The organism is Pseudomonas sp. GW821-FHT09E04 (genome assembly GCF_059416185.1).
Genome location: NZ_JBWKOR010000002.1, coordinates 878350 through 891372, shown reverse-complemented (window position 1 = coordinate 891372; position 13023 = coordinate 878350). Strand labels below are relative to the sequence as shown.

The 13023-nt window shown below is 61.4% G+C and carries 13 protein-coding genes; 7 read left to right on the top strand and 6 right to left on the bottom strand.

The genetic code is table 11. The features are described from left to right. The first annotated feature begins 5 nt into the window (after positions 1-5). Together garD and AC07N4_RS10565 are read left to right on the top strand one after the other, a co-directional pair. A complete protein-coding gene (gene garD, locus AC07N4_RS10570; RefSeq protein WP_493065273.1) occupies positions 6-1559 on the top strand; it encodes a galactarate dehydratase in 1554 nt (517 codons plus the stop codon). 95 nt (positions 1560-1654) lie between these two features. After that, positions 1655-2596, top strand: a complete 942-nt coding sequence (locus AC07N4_RS10565; RefSeq protein WP_096818922.1) for an AEC family transporter — start codon at positions 1655-1657, stop codon at positions 2594-2596. A 10-nt stretch (positions 2597-2606) separates the two neighbouring features. Here AC07N4_RS10565 and AC07N4_RS10560 read toward each other — a convergent pair whose 3' ends face one another. From AC07N4_RS10560 to gatC, 6 genes are all read right to left on the bottom strand, one after another. Further along, positions 2607-2987 (bottom strand): carboxymuconolactone decarboxylase family protein, encoded by a 381-nt coding sequence (locus AC07N4_RS10560; protein WP_085685699.1) that lies wholly within the window; start codon positions 2985-2987, stop codon positions 2607-2609. After that, positions 2984-4045, bottom strand: a complete 1062-nt coding sequence (locus tag AC07N4_RS10555) for a calcium/sodium antiporter (protein ID WP_096818926.1) — start codon at positions 4043-4045, stop codon at positions 2984-2986. The genes AC07N4_RS10560 and AC07N4_RS10555 overlap by 4 nt, the downstream gene beginning before the upstream one ends. Positions 4046-4091: 46 nt before the next feature. Further along, on the bottom strand, positions 4092-4466 hold the full coding sequence (locus AC07N4_RS10550) for a septal ring lytic transglycosylase RlpA family protein (RefSeq protein WP_493065274.1): 375 nt from the start codon (positions 4464-4466) through the stop codon (positions 4092-4094). Positions 4467-4554: 88 nt separating this feature from the next. Next, positions 4555-6000, bottom strand: a complete 1446-nt coding sequence (gene gatB, locus AC07N4_RS10545) for an Asp-tRNA(Asn)/Glu-tRNA(Gln) amidotransferase subunit GatB (RefSeq protein ID WP_493065275.1) — start codon at positions 5998-6000, stop codon at positions 4555-4557. Positions 6001-6010: 10 nt separating this feature from the next. Beyond that, positions 6011-7462, bottom strand: coding sequence for an Asp-tRNA(Asn)/Glu-tRNA(Gln) amidotransferase subunit GatA (gene gatA / locus AC07N4_RS10540; RefSeq protein ID WP_273537988.1), 1452 nt, complete (start codon positions 7460-7462; stop codon positions 6011-6013). 16 nt (positions 7463-7478) lie between these two features. Continuing rightward, positions 7479-7766 (bottom strand): Asp-tRNA(Asn)/Glu-tRNA(Gln) amidotransferase subunit GatC, encoded by a 288-nt coding sequence (gene gatC / locus AC07N4_RS10535; RefSeq protein WP_096818932.1) that lies wholly within the window; start codon positions 7764-7766, stop codon positions 7479-7481. 211 nt (positions 7767-7977) lie between these two features. On the opposite strand from gatC, the gene mreB reads away from it, so the two are divergent. The 5 genes from mreB (at position 7978) to rng (ending at position 12969) form a co-directional block, all read left to right on the top strand. Then, positions 7978-9015: a rod shape-determining protein MreB gene (gene mreB, locus AC07N4_RS10530; RefSeq protein WP_002555108.1), complete on the top strand. Its 1038-nt coding sequence runs from the start codon at positions 7978-7980 to the stop codon at positions 9013-9015. A gap of 141 nt (positions 9016-9156) precedes the next feature. Further along, positions 9157-10302, top strand: a complete 1146-nt coding sequence (gene mreC / locus AC07N4_RS10525; protein WP_096818934.1) for a rod shape-determining protein MreC — start codon at positions 9157-9159, stop codon at positions 10300-10302. After that, a complete protein-coding gene (gene mreD / locus AC07N4_RS10520) occupies positions 10302-10793 on the top strand; it encodes a rod shape-determining protein MreD (protein ID WP_085711798.1) in 492 nt (163 codons plus the stop codon). Before mreC ends, mreD begins: the two co-directional genes overlap by 1 nt. A 63-nt stretch (positions 10794-10856) precedes the next feature. Beyond that, positions 10857-11453 (top strand): Maf family protein, encoded by a 597-nt coding sequence (locus tag AC07N4_RS10515; protein WP_493065276.1) that lies wholly within the window; start codon positions 10857-10859, stop codon positions 11451-11453. Between the two features lie 58 nt (positions 11454-11511). Then, complete coding sequence (gene rng, locus AC07N4_RS10510) at positions 11512-12969, top strand: ribonuclease G (RefSeq protein ID WP_096818937.1); 1458 nt, start codon at positions 11512-11514, stop codon at positions 12967-12969. Positions 12970-13023: the final 54 nt, after the last annotated feature.

Genomic DNA, 13023 nt, shown 5'->3' with positions numbered 1-13023 from the left:
GCGTCATGCAGTTGATTGAACATTCCGACTCGCCGCGCTACATCCGCCTGCACGAGCGGGACAATGTAGTGGTCGTGGTCAACGATCAGGGCGTTCCGGCCGGAACCGAATTTGCCGACGGCCTGGTGACGGTGGATTTCGTGCCGCAGAGCCACAAGGTCACCCTCGAGGACATTCCCGAGGGCGGTCAGGTGATTCGCTACGGCCAGATCATCGGCTATGCGTTGCAGCCGATTCCCCGTGGCAGTTGGGTCAAGGAAGATCAACTGCGCATGCCGACCGCGCCACCGCTGGACAGCCTGCCGCTGTCCACCGAAGTGCCGGCCGCGCAGGCACCGCTGGAGGGTTACACCTTCGAGGGTTATCGCAATGCCGACGGCACCGTCGGCACGCGCAACATCCTCGGGATCACCACCACCGTGCAATGCGTCACCGGGGTGCTGGATCACGCGGTAAAACGGATCAAGGATGAGCTGTTGCCGAAGTACCCGCACGTCGATGACGTGGTGGCGCTGACCCACAGTTACGGTTGCGGCGTGGCCATCACGGCCACCGATGCCTACATCCCGATCCGTACCGTGCGCAATCTGGCGCGCAACCCGAACCTCGGTGGCGAGGCGCTGGTGATCAGTCTGGGCTGCGAGAAATTGCAGGCCGGGCAGGTGATGCACGAGGACGACGCGTCGGTCGACCTGAGCGAGCCGTGGCTGTATCGCTTGCAGGATTCCAGTCACGGCTTCACCGAAATGATTGAGCAGATCATGGAACTGGCCGAAGTTCGCCTGAAGAAACTCGACCAGCGCCGCCGGGAAACCGTGCCGGCGTCCGAGCTGATCCTCGGCATGCAGTGCGGTGGCAGTGATGCGTTTTCCGGGATCACCGCCAACCCGGCGCTGGGTTATGCCTCGGATTTGCTGCTGCGGGCGGGGGCGACGGTGATGTTTTCCGAAGTCACCGAAGTGCGCGACGCGATTTACCTGCTGACCTCACGGGCCCAGACCAAAACCGTTGCCGAGGAACTGGTGCGCGAAATGGACTGGTACGACCGTTACCTGGCCAAGGGCGAGGCGGATCGCAGCGCCAACACCACGCCGGGTAACAAGAAGGGCGGGTTGTCGAACATTGTCGAGAAGTCCTTGGGCTCGATCGTCAAGTCCGGCAGCAGCGCGATCAACGGCGTACTTGGCCCTGGGGAGCGCTTCAAGCAGAAGGGTTTGATTTTCTGTGCGACGCCCGCGAGTGACTTTGTCTGCGGCACGTTGCAACTGGCGGCGGGGATGAACCTGCATGTGTTCACCACCGGGCGAGGTACGCCTTATGGTCTGGCCATGGCGCCGGTGGTGAAGGTTTCGACTCGTACCGAACTGGCGCAGCGCTGGCCGGATCTGATCGACATCGATGCCGGGCGTATTGCCACCGGGCGCGCGACCATCGAGGAGCTGGGTTGGGAGTTGTTCCACTACTATCTGGATGTGGCGAGCGGCAAGCAGCAGACGTGGGCGGAAAAGCACAAGCTGCATAACGACATTACGTTGTTCAATCCGGCGCCGATTACTTGATGGTTGATCGTTCCCACGCGCTGCGTGGGAACGATCGGGGTGAAAGTGGCTTATCATTAGCCCCCTAACGACGCTCACCTCCAAGGCTCCCCGGCATGCTGGCAATCTTCCTCGAAACCCTGAACATCACCGCGCCGGTGTTTGCCATGCTGTTTCTGGGGGTGTTGCTCAAGCGCATCGACTGGATCAACGACAACTTCATCCACACAGCGTCGTCGCTGGTGTTCAACGTCACCATGCCGGCGCTGTTGTTTCTCGGCATCCTGCATGCCGACCTGCACGCCGCGCTGCAACCGGCGCTGCTGATCTACTTTGCCCTTGCCACGCTGGCCAGTTTTGCCCTGGCCTGGGGCTGGGCGATTTTCCGCTGCCCGCGTGAGGATCGCGGTATCTACACTCAAGGTGCGTTTCGTGGCAACAACGGGGTGATCGGTCTGGCGCTGGCGGCGAGCATGTACGGCGACTACGGGATTTCCCTCGGGGCGATTCTCGCGGCGCTGGTGATCCTCTTCTACAACACTCTGTCGACCATTGTGCTGGCGGTCTACAGCCCGGTGATCAAGTCCGATCCGTGGAGCATCTGCAAAAGCGTCATCAGCAATCCGCTGATCATCAGCGTGATCGCGGCGGCGCCGTTTGCCTGGTTCAAGATCGGGTTGCCGGGATGGCTGGAAACGTCGGGCCAATATCTGGCGCAAACCACATTGCCGCTAGCGCTGATCTGCATCGGCGGCACGCTGTCGCTGGCGGCGTTGCGCAAGAGCGGCAGCCTGGCGCTGAGTTCCAGTCTGGTGAAGATGATCGGCCTGCCGGTGCTCGCGACGTTGGGTGCGTGGCTGTGGGGCTTTCGTGGGGCGGAACTGGGGATTCTGTTTCTGTACTTCGGCAGCCCGACGGCGGCCGCGAGTTTTGTCATGGCCCGTGCAGCCCAGGGCAATCATGAACTGGCGGCGGCGATCATCGTGTTGACCACGTTGATGGCGGCGATCACCACCAACGTCGGGATCTTCTTCTTGCAGTGGGGCGGGTGGATCTGAGGACTGGCGGTTACTCAGGCTTCTGGTAACTGTCGATCACTTCCTGCGCCGCACGAAACGCATCGATCGCCGCCGGCACGCCGGCATACACCGCGCAATGCAGCAGCGCTTCACGGATCTCATCGACCGTGCAGCCATTGTTCAACGCACCGCGCACGTGGCCCTTCAACTCTTGCGGGCACTTCAACGCGGTCAGCGCGGCGAGGGTGATCAGGCTGCGGGTTTTCAGCGGCAAACCTTCGCGATTCCACACGCCGCCCCAGGCGTGTTCGTTGACGAAATCCTGCAACGGTTGGGTGAATTCAGTGGCGTTGCCCAGCGCGCGGTCGACAAATGCATCGCCCATTACCTGGCGGCGGATTTCGACCCCGGATTTCTTCGATTCGGTCATGGCACATCCCTCTTGTGGTGTTGGCGGCGCCAGGCGCGCACCGACGTGATAAACAGAAACGTCAGCAGCGTCGGCAGGACATAAAACAGCATCAACCGTTCGAGCTTGCCGGCCAGCGGCATGCCGGTGGTGAACGACACCACGTGCAGTCCGTACGCCAGGTACAAACCGAGCAGCAACAAGCCTTCGGCCCGAGTCACGCGGTAGCCGGAATAGAACACCGGCAGGCACAGCGCGGCGACGCCGAGCATCACCGGCAGGTCGAAATCCAGTGCATTCGGCGACACGGAGAGTGGCGTTGGTGCGATCAGCGCGGTGATGCCGAGGACCCCGAGCAGGTTGAACAGGTTGGCGCCGATCACGTTGCCCACGGCAATGTCCCGCTGACCGCGCAACGCGGCGATCAACGAAGTGGCGAGTTCCGGCAGCGAGGTGCCGACCGCGACCACGGTCAGGCCGATGACGCGCTCGGAGAACCCGAGATCGGTGGCCACCGCTACCGCGGCGCCCAGCAGCAAATGCCCGGCGAACACCAGCATGGCCAGACCGGCGACGATCATCAGCAGGCTGGTGAACCAGGGAGCCGGCTGAGTCTGAGGATGATCGGAATGCGGCCGGGCCGAGTGGCGCGACTGGCGCAGCAGCAAGCCGAGATACAGCCCCAACGCGCTCAACAGCAGAACACCGTCGAAACGGCCGATCTCCTCATTCCAGGCCAGTACGAACACCAGCAGGCTGGCGCCGATCATCAGCGGGATGTCCAGACGCACCAGTTGCCGCGAGACCCGCAGCGGAATGATCAGCGCCGACAGGCCGAGGGTCACGAGGATGTTGAAAATGCTGCTGCCGATCACGCTGCCGACGGCGATATCGGGGTTGTGCGTCAGGGTCGCTTGCAGGCTGACCGCCATTTGCGGGGCGCTGCTGCCGAGGGCGACGATGGTCAGGCCGATGATCAGCGGCCGCACATGCAGGCGCGCAGCCAGGCGCACGGCGGCGCGCACCATCAGTTCGGCACCGGCGATCAGCAGGAACAGCCCACAGAGCAGTTCGATCACGTTGATTAGCGGTAAATCGGTCAGTCCGAAAATGGCGGGCGCTCCATCAGTCGTCGAGGGCCTGCACGCGAACCCGTGCCGTGCCGCTGCCAATCATGCCGAGACGTTCGGCGGCTTCGCGTGAAACATCGATGATGCGCCCACGGGTGTGCGGCCCGCGGTCATTGATGCGCACCACGCAGGATTTGTCGTTTTTCAGGTTGGTGACCTTCACCCGCGTGCCGAATGGCAACTGGCGATGGGCGGCGGTCAGGGAATTCTGGTTGAACGCTTCGCCGCTGGCGGTGCGTTTACCGTGGTGTTTGGCTCCGTAATAGGAGGCGACGCCGGTCTGGTCGTAACCGTGCGGGTCGATGGTGTCGGTGCTGGCGCAACCGGCCAGCAGAGAGAGCAGGGCGCAGCTGATGAGTAGACGCTTCATTCAAAGGTTTCCCGAAAACAGATGTGGGAGCCAGCCTGCCGGCTCCCACAGGGAATGGAGCCAGGCGTTGGAACTGGCCCCATTTTCATCAGCCTTCGAGCTTGCTTTTCAGCAGTTCGTTCACTTGCTGCGGGTTGGCCTTGCCTTTGGAGGCTTTCATGGCCTGACCGACGAAGAAGCCGAACATCTTGCCGCGCTTGGCTTCGTCTGCCGCACGGTATTGCTCGACCTGCTCGGCGTTGGCCGCGAGCATTTCGTCCAGCACTGCCGAGATCGCGCCAGTGTCGGTGACCTGCTTCAGGCCGCGCTTTTCGATGATCTCGTCCGCGCTGCCTTCGCCGTTGGCCATCGCTTCGAACACCACTTTGGCGATCTTGCCGGAGATGGTGTTGTCCTTGATGCGCTGCAACATGCCGCCCAGTTGCTCGGCCGAAACCGGCGAATCCTCGATATCCAGGTTCTGCTTGTTGAGCAGGCTGCCCAACTCGACCATCACCCAGTTCGCCGCCAGTTTGGCGTCGTCGCCGATGCTTGCGACCTTCTCGAAGTAGTCCGCCTGCTCACGGCTGGTGGCCAGCACGTTGGCGTCGTAGGCTGACAGACCGAACGCACTCTGGAAGCGCTCGCGTTTTTGCGGTGGCAGTTCCGGCAGGGTGCCGCGCACGTCGTTGAGGAACGAGTCCTCGATGACCACCGGCAGCAGGTCCGGATCGGGGAAGTAACGGTAGTCGTTGGCTTCCTCCTTGCTGCGCATCGGACGGGTTTCGTCCTTGTTCGGATCGTACAGACGAGTCTGCTGGATCACTTTGCCGCCGTCTTCGATCAGGTCGATCTGACGCTGGATCTCGGAGTTGATTGCCTTCTCGATGAAACGGAACGAGTTGACGTTCTTGATCTCGCAGCGCGTGCCGAATTCAACCTGGCCTTTCGGACGGATCGACACGTTGCAGTCGCAACGCAGCGAGCCTTCGGCCATGTTGCCGTCGCAGATGCCCAGGTAGCGCACCAGCGCGTGGATCGCCTTGACGTAGGCCACGGCTTCCTTGGCGCTGCGCATGTCAGGCTCGGACACGATTTCCAGCAGCGGCGTGCCGGCACGGTTCAGGTCGATGCCGGTGGCACCGCTGAATTCTTCGTGCAGGCTCTTGCCGGCGTCTTCTTCCAGGTGCGCGCGAGTGATGCCGACGCGTTTGACCGTGCCGTCTTCCAGGGCGATGTCCAGGTGGCCCTTGCCGACGATCGGCAATTCCATCTGGCTGATCTGGTAGCCCTTCGGCAGGTCCGGGTAGAAGTAGTTCTTGCGGGCGAACACGTTGTGCTGACCGATCTCGGCGTCAATCGCCAGACCGAACATCACCGCCATGCGCACGGCTTCCTGGTTGAGCACCGGCAGCACGCCGGGCATGCCCAGGTCGATCAGGCTGGCCTGGGTGTTCGGCTCGGAACCGAATGTGGTGGAACTACCGGAAAAGATTTTCGACCGGGTGGTGAGCTGGGTGTGAATCTCCAGCCCGATCACGACTTCCCATTGCATGTGTGTCTCCTCAGAAGCCGGTTGGGGTGCGGGTGTGCCAGTCAGTGTTCAACTGATACTGGTGGGCAACGTTCAACAGGCGACCTTCCTGGAAATACGGAGCGAGCAGTTGCACGCCGACCGGCAGGCCGTCGACGAAACCGGCCGGCATCGACAGGCCCGGCAGGCCCGCGAGGTTGGCGGTGATGGTGTAGACGTCTTCCAGATAGGCAGCGACCGGGTCGCTGTTCTTGGCGCCGAGTTTCCAGGCCGGGTTTGGCGTGGTCGGGCCGAGGATGATGTCGACTTCATTAAAGGCCGTCATGAAGTCGTTCTTCACCAGGCGACGGATCTTCTGCGCTTTCAGGTAGTAGGCGTCGTAGTAACCGGCGGACAGCGCGTAGGCACCGACCATGATCCGGCGCTGCACTTCGGCACCAAAGCCTTCGCCGCGGGAGCGTTTGTACAGGTCTTCCAGGTTCTTCGGGTCTGCGCAGCGGTGGCCGAAGCGCACGCCGTCGAAACGCGACAGGTTGGACGAGGCTTCCGCCGGTGCGATCACGTAGTACGCAGGAATCGCGTGCTGCATGTTCGGCAGGCTGATTTCCTTGATCACGGCACCGAGCTTCTGCAGCTCTTTGATGCTGTTCTGGATCAGATCGGCAATGCGCGGGTCGAGACCGGCACCGAAGTATTCCTTCGGCACGCCGATGCGCAGGCCTTGCAGCGAGCCATTCAGACCGGCGGCGTAGTCCGGCACCGGCTCATCGATGCTGGTGGAGTCGTTCGGATCGAAGCCAGCCATGCCTTGCAACAAAATCGCGCAGTCTTCGGCGGTGCGAGCCAACGGGCCGCCCTGATCGAGGCTGGAGGCGTAAGCGATCATGCCCCAGCGCGAAACACGACCGTAGGTCGGTTTCAGGCCGGTGAGGTTGGTGAACGCGGCCGGTTGGCGAATCGAGCCGCCGGTGTCGGTCGCGGTAGCCGCCGGCAACAGACGAGCGGCAACGGCCGCCGCCGAACCACCGGACGAACCGCCCGGTACGTGTTCCAGGTTCCACGGGTTTTTCACCGCGCCGTACCAGCTCGACTCGTTGGCCGAACCCATGGCGAATTCGTCCATGTTGGTCTTGCCCAGAGTCACGGTGCCGGCGGCGGCCAGTTTGGCAACCACGGTGGCGTCGTACGGAGCCTTGAAGTTGTCGAGCATCTTCGAGCCGCAGCTGGTGCGGATGCCTTGGGTGCAGAACAGGTCTTTGTGGGCGATCGGCGCACCAAGCAGCGCGCCGCTCTCACCGTTGGCCCGGCGCACGTCGGCGGCTTTCGCCTGCTCGAGGGCCAGCTCTTCGGTGAGGCTGATGAAACTGTTGAGCTGCGGGTCGAGCTGGGTAATGCGCGCCAGCAGGACTTTGGTCAGCTCTTCGGAAGAAAACTTTTTATCGGCGAGACCGCGGGCGATCTCGGCCAGAGTCATTTGATGCATTGCAGGCTCTTTCCCTTTAGTCGATGACTTTCGGAACCAGATACAGGCCGTTTTCGACCGCTGGTGCGATGGACTGATAGGCCTCGCGGTTATTCGTCTCGGTCACGACGTCGGCGCGCAGGCGCTGACTGGCTTCCAGCGGGTGGGCCAGCGGCTCGATACCATCGGTATTGACCGCCTGCATTTCGTCGACCAGCCCGAGAATGCTGTTGAGGGCCGAAGTGATTTGTGGAAGATCGGCATCATTAAGGCCAAGGCTGGCCAGATGAGCGATTTTTTCCACGTCGGAGCGTTCTAGCGCCATCGGGTTTCTCCAGTGGAAAACAGGACGGACGGCGTCCGTGTGTTAGATTGTCGGAACACTACCGCACTTCTACGGTCATAAGGCCGCGATTGTGGGGCTTGGTGCACAGAAAAGCGGCCAATTTAACATATTGGCGCCTTGCCCAAAATCCCTGTCGTTGTTAGAGTTTGCCGCACTTTTTTACCCACGCGTTGCCTAGGGTCCCTTTCCCATGTTCAAGAAACTGCGTGGCATGTTTTCCAGCGATCTTTCCATTGACCTGGGCACTGCCAACACCCTTATTTACGTGCGCGAGCGCGGTATCGTCCTGAATGAGCCATCGGTTGTGGCCATTCGGACACACGGTAACCAGAAAAGTGTCGTTGCTGTCGGCACCGAGGCCAAGCGCATGCTCGGCCGTACGCCGGGCAACATTGCTGCCATTCGTCCGATGAAGGACGGCGTCATTGCCGACTTCAGCGTCTGCGAAAAGATGCTGCAATACTTTATCAACAAGGTTCACGAAAACAGCTTCCTGCAGCCTAGCCCTCGTGTGCTGATCTGCGTTCCATGCAAGTCCACCCAGGTTGAGCGTCGTGCCATCCGTGAATCGGCCCTTGGTGCCGGTGCGCGTGAAGTGTTCCTGATCGAAGAGCCGATGGCTGCTGCGATCGGTGCCGGCCTGCCGGTTGAAGAAGCACGCGGCTCGATGGTCGTGGATATCGGTGGTGGTACTACCGAAATCGCGCTGATCTCCCTGAACGGTGTGGTCTACGCCGAATCCGTCCGCGTTGGCGGCGACCGCTTCGACGAAGCGATCATCACTTACGTGCGTCGCAACTACGGCAGCCTGATCGGCGAATCCACCGCCGAGCGCATCAAGCAGGAAATCGGTACGGCCTACCCGGGCGGCGAAGTTCGCGAAGTCGACGTTCGCGGTCGCAACCTGGCCGAAGGCGTTCCACGCGCATTCACCCTGAACTCCAATGAAGTGCTGGAAGCTCTGCAAGAGTCCCTGGCAACTATCGTTCAGGCCGTGAAAAGCGCCCTGGAGCAATCGCCGCCGGAACTGGCTTCCGACATCGCCGAGCGTGGCCTGGTGCTGACCGGTGGTGGCGCGCTGCTGCGTGACCTCGACAAGTTGCTGGCCCAGGAAACCGGTCTGCCGGTGATCGTTGCCGAAGACCCGCTGACCTGTGTTGCTCGCGGCGGTGGCCGTGCATTGGAAATGATGGACAAGCACACCATGGACCTGCTCTCCAGCGAATAAGTCGCGGATTGCATTACATGGGTGAGCGCGCAGGCAGCACTTTGCAGTGCTGCCTGTTGGCGTTTATCTTCTGTCAGTCTTCATCCAGGCCGGTTTGATGCCGTATGAATAAACAGAACATTTGCCTGGGAGGAGCGGCCTATTAAACCGCTTTTCGCCAAGGGCCCCTCACTGGGCGTGCGCTTGTTGGTGCTGGCCGTGCTGTCGGTCGCGCTGATGGTGGTCGATGCCCGTTTCAGCCTGCTCAAGCCTGCCCGCAGCCAGATGTCGCTGGTGCTGATGGATGCTTACTGGATCACTGACCTGCCCGGCAGGCTGTGGGAAGGTGTCGCCAGTCAGTTCGGCAGCCGCACTGAGCTGGTCGCCGAAAACGAAAAACTCAAGACCGAGAACCTGCTGTTGCAGGGCCGCATGCAAAAGCTTGCCGCCCTCACCGAGCAGAACGTCCGTCTGCGCGAGTTGCTCAATTCCTCCGCGCTGGTCAACGAGAAGGTCGAAGTGGCCGAGCTGATCGGCATGGACCCGAACCCCTTCACTCATCGCATCATCATCAATAAAGGTGAGCGCGACGGCGTGGTGCTCGGTCAGCCGGTGCTTGATGCACGCGGCCTGATGGGGCAGGTGGTCGAACTGATGCCGTACACCTCCCGTGTCTTGCTGCTGACCGACTCGACCCACAGCATTCCTGTGCAGGTGAACCGTAACGGTCTGCGGGCGATTGCCAGCGGCACCGGTAACCCTGAGCGTCTGGAACTGCGCCATGTGGCCGATACGGCCGATGTCAAAGAAGGCGATCTGCTGGTCAGCTCCGGCCTGGGCCAGCGCTTCCCGGCCGGCTACCCGGTGGCGACGGTCAAGGAAGTGATCCACGATTCCGGCCAGCCATTCGCCATTGTCCGCGCCGTACCGACGGCTGCGCTGAACCGCAGCCGCTACCTGTTGCTGGTGTTCAGCGACAACCGTACAGCTGAAGAGCGTGCCAACGATGCGGCGCAGGCTCAGGAAAACCTTGATGCGTTTGGTGGTGGCCCGATCATTCCAGCCACTGTGCCGAAAACGGTGAATACACCGGCTCAGGCTCAAGCACCTGCTGCGGCCAGCACACCTGCTGCACCCGCTGCTGCTACGCCAGCCAAACCCGCCGCGAGCAAACCGCCAGCGACGCCGGCCAAACCACCCGCAGCGACGCCGGCAGCCAGCAAGCCGCCAGCCGCTCAGCCTGCCAGCGCACGGCCGGCCGCCAAACCGCCTGTCACTGCGCCGGCTACCACTGGGGGACGAGAATAATGGTCGGTGTCAAAGCCTCCCGAAACGGCTGGATCGTCTGGCTGACGTTTCTGATCGGCATGCTGCTCAGCGTGTCGCCGCTGCCGCAATTCATGGAAATCCTGCGCCCGCTCTGGCTGGCCCTGCTCCTGGCATTCTGGGCCTTGGCCCTGCCGCAGAAGGTCGGCATGGTCACCGCATTTTGCCTCGGGCTTGCTGAAGACGTGCTGTACGGCACGCTGCTGGGACAGAACGCGTTGATCCTGACGCTGATCACGTTCCTGGTGCTGTCGTTGCAGCAACGCCTGCGGATGTTCCCGATGTGGCAGCAGTGCCTGGTCATCCTGGTGATCTTCGGTCTCGCGCAGCTTGTGCAATTGTGGCTCAGTGCCCTGACCGGCAATCGCCAGCCGACCCTGGCGCTGGTGCTGCCGGCACTGGTCAGCGCCTTGCTCTGGCCGTGGGTCAGCTTCGCTTTGCGTGGATTGCGCCGACGCTACAAAATCAACTGATTCGGTCAGGCATGGGCCCGTACCGGTGCCATGAGGCAGGGCACTCAACAGGGAGATGTTTGGATGAAGTCGCTTTACCTCGCCTCTGGATCGCCGCGTCGGCGTGAGCTGCTCACGCAGATCGGCGTTCCGTTCACCGCCATCAGTGCGGACATCGATGAAACCCCTTTAGCCAATGAATCCCCAACGGCCTATGTCGAGCGCCTGGCGCGCGGCAAGGCCGAGGCTGGGCGGTGCTCTGTCGTCTGCGACACGCCATTTTGCGTGCTGGGCGCCGACACTGCCGTGGTGCTGGACGGCAAAATTCTCGGCAAACCGGTGGACGAAGCCGATGCATGCGCCATGCTGATGATGTTGTCCGGCAAGGAGCACGAAGTCCTGACCGCCATCGCCGTGCTCGATGGTGAGCGCTGCGAGTCGCAAGTGGTACGCAGTCTGGTACGGTTCCGGGCGATCAGTCGCGTAGAAGCCGCCGCCTACTGGGCCAGCGGCGAACCTCGGGACAAGGTCGGCGGTTACGGTATTCAGGGGCTGGGCGCAGTGTTTGTCGCCGGTCTCAACGGCAGTTATTCGGCTGTCGTGGGATTGCCGGTGTGCGAAAGCGCAGAACTGCTCGGCCATTTCGGCATACCCTGTTGGCAAAACCTGAGTGCGCAGTAAGCGTCGAACGGAACAAGATGCGGCCATTATCGTGAACATGCCTGAACGAGACCCTGCCATGAGTGAAGAGATTCTGATCAACATCACGCCGATGGAATCGCGCGTGGCGGTGGTCGAAAACGGTGTGCTGCAAGAAGTGCATGTCGAGCGCACGCAAAAACGCGGGATCGTCGGCAACATCTATAAAGGCAAGGTCGTACGCGTGCTGCCCGGCATGCAGGCGGCATTCGTCGACATCGGCCTGGACCGTGCGGCGTTCATTCACGCCTCGGAAATCTCCCTGCGCGAAGGCCCGGCAGTGGAAAGCATCAGTGCCCTGGTGCATGAAGGTCAGAGCCTGGTGGTGCAAGTCACCAAGGATCCGATCGGTTCCAAGGGCGCGCGGTTGACCACGCAACTGTCGATCCCGTCGCGCTATCTGGTGTACATGCCGCGCACCGCCCACGTCGGCATTTCCCTGAAAATCGAAGATGAAGCCGAGCGCGAACGTCTGAAACAGGTGGTCAGCGATTGTGTGGCCAAAGAAGGCATCAAGGAGGCCGGTGGTTTTATTCTGCGCACCGCCGCCGAAGGTGCCGGGGCCGATGAGATCCTGATGGACATCCGCTACCTGCGACGCCTGTGGGATCAGATCAGCGAACAGATCAAGACCATCGGCGCGCCGAGCGTGATCTATGAAGACCTCGGTCTGGCATTGCGCACCTTGCGTGATCTGGTCAGCCCGAAAATCGAGAAGATCCGCATCGACTCCCGGGAAACCTTCCAGAAAACCACGCAGTTCGTCGCCGAACTGATGCCGGAAATCGCCGATCGTCTGGAACACTATCCGGGTGAGCGGCCGATTTTTGACTTGTACGGCGTCGAAGACGAAATCCAGAAAGCCCTTGAACGCAAGGTGCCGCTGAAGTCCGGCGGTTATCTGGTGGTGGATCCGGCTGAAGCCATGACCACCATCGACGTCAACACCGGTGCGTTCGTCGGGCATCGCAACCTCGAAGAGACCATCTTCAAGACCAACCTCGAAGCGGCCACCGCGATTGCCCGGCAGATGCGCCTGCGCAATCTGGGCGGGATCATCATCATCGACTTCATCGACATGGAAGATGAAGAGCACCAGCGCCAGGTACTGCGTACCCTGGAAAAACAGCTGGAGCGCGATCACGCCAAGACCAACATCATCGGTATCACCGAGCTGGGTCTGGTGCAGATGACTCGCAAGCGTACCCGCGAAAGTCTGGAGCAAGTGCTGTGCGAGCCTTGCAGCAGTTGTCAGGGGCGGGGCAAGCTGAAGACGCCGGAAACCATTTGCTACGAGATTTTCCGCGAGATCCTGCGCGAGGCCCGGGCCTATCAGGCCGAGGGTTATCGTGTGCTGGCGAACCAGAAAGTCGTCGACCGGCTGCTCGATGAAGAGTCCGGTAACGTCGCCGAGCTTGAAGGGTTTATCGGGCGCACCATACGCTTCCAGGTGGAAACCATGTATTCCCAGGAACAATATGACGTGGTGCTGCTCTGATCCCCTGCGTCACCTATTTCCTGAAACGGCTGGCCTCAGCTTTTTGCAGTATTT

What these genes read in the sequence shown, in the direction of transcription:
- garD (WP_493065273.1), top strand. Translation starts at nt 6, where the DNA reads ATGCAGTTGATTGAACATTCCGACTCGCCGCGCTACATCCGCCTGCAC.
- AC07N4_RS10565 (WP_096818922.1), top strand. Translation starts at nt 1,655, where the DNA reads ATGCTGGCAATCTTCCTCGAAACCCTGAACATCACCGCGCCGGTGTTT.
- AC07N4_RS10560 (WP_085685699.1), bottom strand. Translation starts at nt 2,987, where the DNA reads ATGACCGAATCGAAGAAATCCGGGGTCGAAATCCGCCGCCAGGTAATG.
- AC07N4_RS10550 (WP_493065274.1), bottom strand. Translation starts at nt 4,466, where the DNA reads ATGAAGCGTCTACTCATCAGCTGCGCCCTGCTCTCTCTGCTGGCCGGT.
- gatB (WP_493065275.1), bottom strand. Translation starts at nt 6,000, where the DNA reads ATGCAATGGGAAGTCGTGATCGGGCTGGAGATTCACACCCAGCTCACC.
- gatA (WP_273537988.1), bottom strand. Translation starts at nt 7,462, where the DNA reads ATGCATCAAATGACTCTGGCCGAGATCGCCCGCGGTCTCGCCGATAAA.
- gatC (WP_096818932.1), bottom strand. Translation starts at nt 7,766, where the DNA reads ATGGCGCTAGAACGCTCCGACGTGGAAAAAATCGCTCATCTGGCCAGC.
- mreB (WP_002555108.1), top strand. Translation starts at nt 7,978, where the DNA reads ATGTTCAAGAAACTGCGTGGCATGTTTTCCAGCGATCTTTCCATTGAC.
- mreD (WP_085711798.1), top strand. Translation starts at nt 10,302, where the DNA reads ATGGTCGGTGTCAAAGCCTCCCGAAACGGCTGGATCGTCTGGCTGACG.
- AC07N4_RS10515 (WP_493065276.1), top strand. Translation starts at nt 10,857, where the DNA reads ATGAAGTCGCTTTACCTCGCCTCTGGATCGCCGCGTCGGCGTGAGCTG.
- rng (WP_096818937.1), top strand. Translation starts at nt 11,512, where the DNA reads ATGAGTGAAGAGATTCTGATCAACATCACGCCGATGGAATCGCGCGTG.